Below are 4,400 nucleotides of genomic sequence, written 5' to 3'. Positions count from 1 at the left end.
AGATTCTGTTGCCTTTCAGATCGATTCCAATAAAATTCTTACCCGGAAACATTTTGGCCAGTCCGACAGAATACTCTCCCTTTCCGCATGCCAGCTCCAATACCACGGGATTGCTGTTCTTAAAATGCTGTGCCGCCCACTTCCCGCTCAGCTCCTTGCCTTCTTCAAGCTGGTACACATTGGGAAACGTATCTATTTCCGCAAACTTTCTTAATTTATCTTTACCCACTGTTTTATGATATTGAAATACAAATTTATATAAAACTTAGTAGATTGTTTAATATCCCATCTCTTGCCTGTGCTGTTCAAAAGGTTCCCCGATTCCCCGACCTGAAGCCGGGGCGGCTCTCAGTCAGAATGACGGGCAGGCGTCGAAATAACAAAGGATTCCGTACTTTTGTAAAACATTAAGATTTCAATTGGAAAAGAACGCAAAAATATATGTAGCCGGCCACCGTGGGATGGTGGGCTCAGCCATTTACCGCAAACTGGTAAAAGAGGGCTATACCAACCTGGTTACTAAAACTTCAGCCGAACTGGACCTCCGCGACCAGCAGGCCGCTGCCGGCTTCTTTGCCGCAGAAAAGCCGGATTATGTTTTTCTGGCGGCAGCCAAAGTAGGGGGTATTATAGCCAACAACACTTACAGAGCGGACTTTCTGTATGAAAATCTTTGTATTCAAAACAATGCCATCCACCAGTCCTACCTGACAGGCGTTAAGAAACTGATGTTCCTGGGGTCAAGCTGCATCTATCCCAAGCTTGCTCCCCAGCCTTTAAAGGAGGAATACTTGCTCACCGGACTGCTGGAGGAAACCAATGAACCCTATGCCATCGCAAAAATTGCCGGAATAAAAATGGCAGATGCCTACCGCGATCAGTACGCATGCAACTTCATATCCGTAATGCCGACCAATTTGTACGGCTATAATGACAATTACCACCCTCAAAATTCTCATGTGCTGCCCGCCCTGATCCGGAAGTTTCACGAGGCAAAGGTTAATGGCAACGCCAAAGTTACCATTTGGGGTTCGGGATCTCCAATGCGTGAATTCCTCTTTGCCGATGACCTGGCAGACGCCTGCTACTTTTTAATGCAGGAATACAATGAACCGGGTTTTGTAAATATCGGAACGGGAGAAGACCTGACCATCAAAGATCTTGCTTTGCTGATCAAAAGGGTAACCGGATTTGAGGGCACGTTAACCTTTGACAGTAGTAAACCTGATGGTACTCCGCGCAAGTTAATGGATGTTTCCAAACTGCATTCACTGGGATGGAAACATACGGTGGAGCTCGAAGAAGGAATTGAACTGGCCTACCGGGATTTTTTAGCCAAACATATTTAATCCGGTCATTCATATCCATTTTTTCTTATCATAGTTATAATTGATATCTTTGTTAAAGAGAATAAACTTTAACTATATGACATTAGTTCAACTAGAATACATTGTAGCGGTAGACACTTACAGGAGTTTTGTAGGTGCCGCCGAAAAATGTTTCGTTACTCAGCCTACTTTGAGCATGCAGGTACAGAAACTGGAAGAGATGCTGAATGTGAAGCTGTTTGACCGCAGCAAGCAACCCATTGTACCCACTGAGATCGGTGCCCAGATCATCCAGCAGGCAAGACTGGTCCTGCAGGAAAGCCAGAAAATCAGGGAACTCATCAGTAACCAGCAGCAGGATGTAACAGGCGAGCTTAGGGTCGGCATTATTCCTACAGTTGCCCCTTACCTTTTGCCAAGGGTGATTGCTGCGATGATGGAGAAATACCCCGACCTGAAACTCCTGATCTGGGAATATACCACCGAAGACATCATTCACCACCTGAAGACCGGTGTGCTGGACTGCGGAATACTGGCTACTCCCCTGGCGGATAATGCCATTGAAGAGCTCCCGCTTTATTATGAAAACTTCGTGACCTATATCAGTAAGAACAGCAAGCTTTATAAGAAAAAAGCCATTGATGCTGAGGACCTGGAAGACGAGAACATCTGGCTGCTGAATGAAGGACATTGTATGAGATCGCAGGTCCTCAACATTTGCCGTTCAACAAAGCACAGCCGCCTGCAGGGCCTGACCTACAATACCGGGAGCGTCGAAACCCTGATCCGTATGGTAGACATGAACAATGGCGCGACGTTGCTGCCGGAACTCGCCCTGGAAGAGCTCAGTCATAAGCAAATGAGCAAGGTCCGCTATTTCAAATCCCCTGAGCCAGTAAGAGAGATCAGCCTGATCACCCACAAAAATTTCATCAAAAAAAGGATGCTGAATGCGTTGAAGGAAGAAATCCTCAACATTATTCCCAAAAGCATGAAGCAGAAAAAAAAGAAAGATGTGGTAGGACTCTGATTCTAGCCGGTACTTGTCGCATTCACCCCCTGTTTTTGTCTGATTTGCACAACATTCGTTTCCACTATTGTGCCTAAGTTTGTATCAGTGATTGATAATCATCACTGATACAAAAATCCGGACCATCGTCAAATAATTTCGCAACCTACTAAAACTGAAAACAATGAGTACACAAAAAATAACCCCTTTCCTCTGGTATGACGGACAGGCAGAAGAAGCAGTTAATCTTTATACTTCCCTGTTCAAAGATTCAAAAATTGTAAGTATCGCCCGCTATGGCGACGAATTCCCTGGCATGAAAGGCAAAGTCCTGACTGCCGTATTTGAACTGAACGGACAGCGTTTTATGGCCATAGACGGTGGCCCTCAATTTAAATTTAATGAATCTATGTCCTTTCAGGTAAGCTGCGAGACCCAGGAAGAGATTGATTTCCTTTGGAACAGTCTGATCGCCGATGGCGGCGCAGAAAGCCAATGTGGCTGGCTTAAAGACAAGTTTGGTTTGTCCTGGCAGATCATCCCCCCGATACTAAGCCAGCTACTGCAGGATAAGGACCCTCAAAAAGCACAAAGGACAATGCAGGCCATGCTGAAGATGCGCAAAATCAATATACAACAGCTTAAAGATGCTTAAACCTTTTGTGATCAGCCCTTAAATAAAAATACCCCGACGAGTGTTCGGGGTATTTTTATTTAAGGGTAAGGCCATCTAATTCGCCTTTTCAAATTCTACCCTTCGGTTTACAGCGCGTCCTTCTTCAGTACTGTTGGATGTTTTAGGCTGCGTAGCCCCAAACCCTTTGATGGTCAGGTTCGATCCGCTGATGCCTGCATTGACCAAATAGGATTTTACAGAGTTTGCCCTGTCTACTGATAATGACATATTGTGTTCGGCAGAACCTTCGATAGAGGAGTGTCCGTTGAGGATAAACTTCACAGTGGGGTCCTTTTTCATTTCTCTGGCCACCTGGTCCAGAATTTCAAAAGAAGCGGTCTTCAATACACCAGAATCAAATTCAAACTGTACATTTTTAAATTCAAAATTCGGTTTTTCTACAGGGGCAGGCGCCGCGGGCTTTTCAGGTGCCGGAGCGGGCTCGGGCTGTTTTTCCTCTACAGGCTCTGCTTTCGTTTCTACAGAAGGTGTGGGTTTGGCCACGGCCTTCTTGGTTTTGCATGCTTGCAGCGAAATGCTGAGCAGTCCGATAAGGACCAGCAGTAATGGATTCTTTAAAATTTTCATTTGTGTTTTCTATGTTTCTATAAACCTACAAAATATCCGTTTGAACTGCCACAGATAAATAATAATGTTGCTATATTCACCGGATATACAGCTAAAACGAAACATCCCGTTAATTAGTGCCTTTCAAAACTTCTTCACCTTAGGTTCAGGCTAAAGCAGGATTTTGTACCATTCTGACTGAGTGCAGGGTGAGTGCACCCTGAGTCCACGGTGAGAGCACCTTTTTACGGAAAAAAGGTGCTCTCAGCCCGCACTTGCTGACGAGTTAGGGTATACCCAGTTTGAACTGCAGCAAAGTCGAAGCAAAGTATAAACCAGATTCAGGTCAACCTCTTCAGTGCCGGATAAAGCTGAGTATATGTTGCAAAACCCTTCTTGTAGACTTCATGTGTTTGCCAGTCGGGCGTAATGGCCTTTTCTCCGGGTTCCGGCTGCGGGTATTCATTTGTTAAACCCGTTGTTTTTGCCGCAAGGTAGGCAGCCCCGATGGCCGAGGCGTCTTCGGTATGCATCAGTATAAGCGGTTTCCCGGTAACGTCTGCCAGAAGCTGCATCCATACTTCAGAATGAACAAAACCGCCGCTGACGTTGATTTTGTGTATATGCCCTGTGTGCTGCTCCAGCGTGACCAGCACCTGGTTCAATGCGTAGCAGATTCCTTCGAGCGCAGCCCTGGCCAGGTGCCCCTGACCGTGCTGTAACCTGAGGCCGAAAAAACTCCCGCTTGCAGAAGCATCCCATACCGGCGCACGCTCGCCGTTCAGATAAGGCAGGAAGATCAGGCCTTCACTGCCTGCAG

The 4,400-nt window shown here is 46.1% G+C and carries 5 protein-coding genes and 1 pseudogene; 3 read left to right on the top strand and 3 right to left on the bottom strand.

Annotated elements, in window-relative coordinates; all coding sequences use genetic code 11:
- A pseudogene (locus tag VK541_RS16650) lies at positions 1-229 on the bottom strand (tRNA (guanosine(46)-N7)-methyltransferase TrmB); the annotation flags it as partial.
- Positions 230-419: 190 nt separating this feature from the next.
- Here VK541_RS16650 and VK541_RS16645 point away from each other — a divergent pair.
- The 3 genes from VK541_RS16645 to VK541_RS16635 all read left to right on the top strand — a co-directional run bounded on the left by VK541_RS16645 (position 420) and on the right by VK541_RS16635 (position 2,992).
- On the top strand, positions 420-1,349 hold the full coding sequence (locus VK541_RS16645) for a GDP-L-fucose synthase (protein WP_324371458.1): 930 nt from the start codon (positions 420-422) through the stop codon (positions 1,347-1,349).
- A gap of 76 nt (positions 1,350-1,425) precedes the next feature.
- A complete protein-coding gene (locus tag VK541_RS16640) occupies positions 1,426-2,358 on the top strand; it encodes a hydrogen peroxide-inducible genes activator (protein WP_324371457.1) in 933 nt (310 codons plus the stop codon).
- A 163-nt stretch (positions 2,359-2,521) separates the two neighbouring features.
- The gene (locus VK541_RS16635) at positions 2,522-2,992 is read left to right on the top strand and encodes a VOC family protein (protein WP_324371456.1); all 471 of its coding nucleotides are present in this window, start codon (positions 2,522-2,524) and stop codon (positions 2,990-2,992) included.
- A 75-nt stretch (positions 2,993-3,067) separates the two neighbouring features.
- Here the strand turns inward: VK541_RS16635 and VK541_RS16630 are convergent, their stop codons facing one another.
- Entirely contained in the window at positions 3,068-3,601 is a 534-nt protein-coding gene (locus VK541_RS16630; RefSeq protein ID WP_324371455.1) for an OmpA family protein, read from the bottom strand.
- Positions 3,602-3,921: 320 nt separating this feature from the next.
- On the bottom strand, positions 3,922-4,400 hold a 479-nt coding region (locus tag VK541_RS16625), incomplete at its 5' end, for an FGGY-family carbohydrate kinase (protein ID WP_324371454.1).

The organism is Pedobacter sp. (genome assembly GCF_035317785.1).
Lineage (GTDB): Bacteria > Bacteroidota > Bacteroidia > Sphingobacteriales > Sphingobacteriaceae > Pedobacter.
The sequence above is the reverse complement of the archived record's forward strand: the minus strand, read 5'-3'. Positions and strand labels throughout refer to the sequence as shown.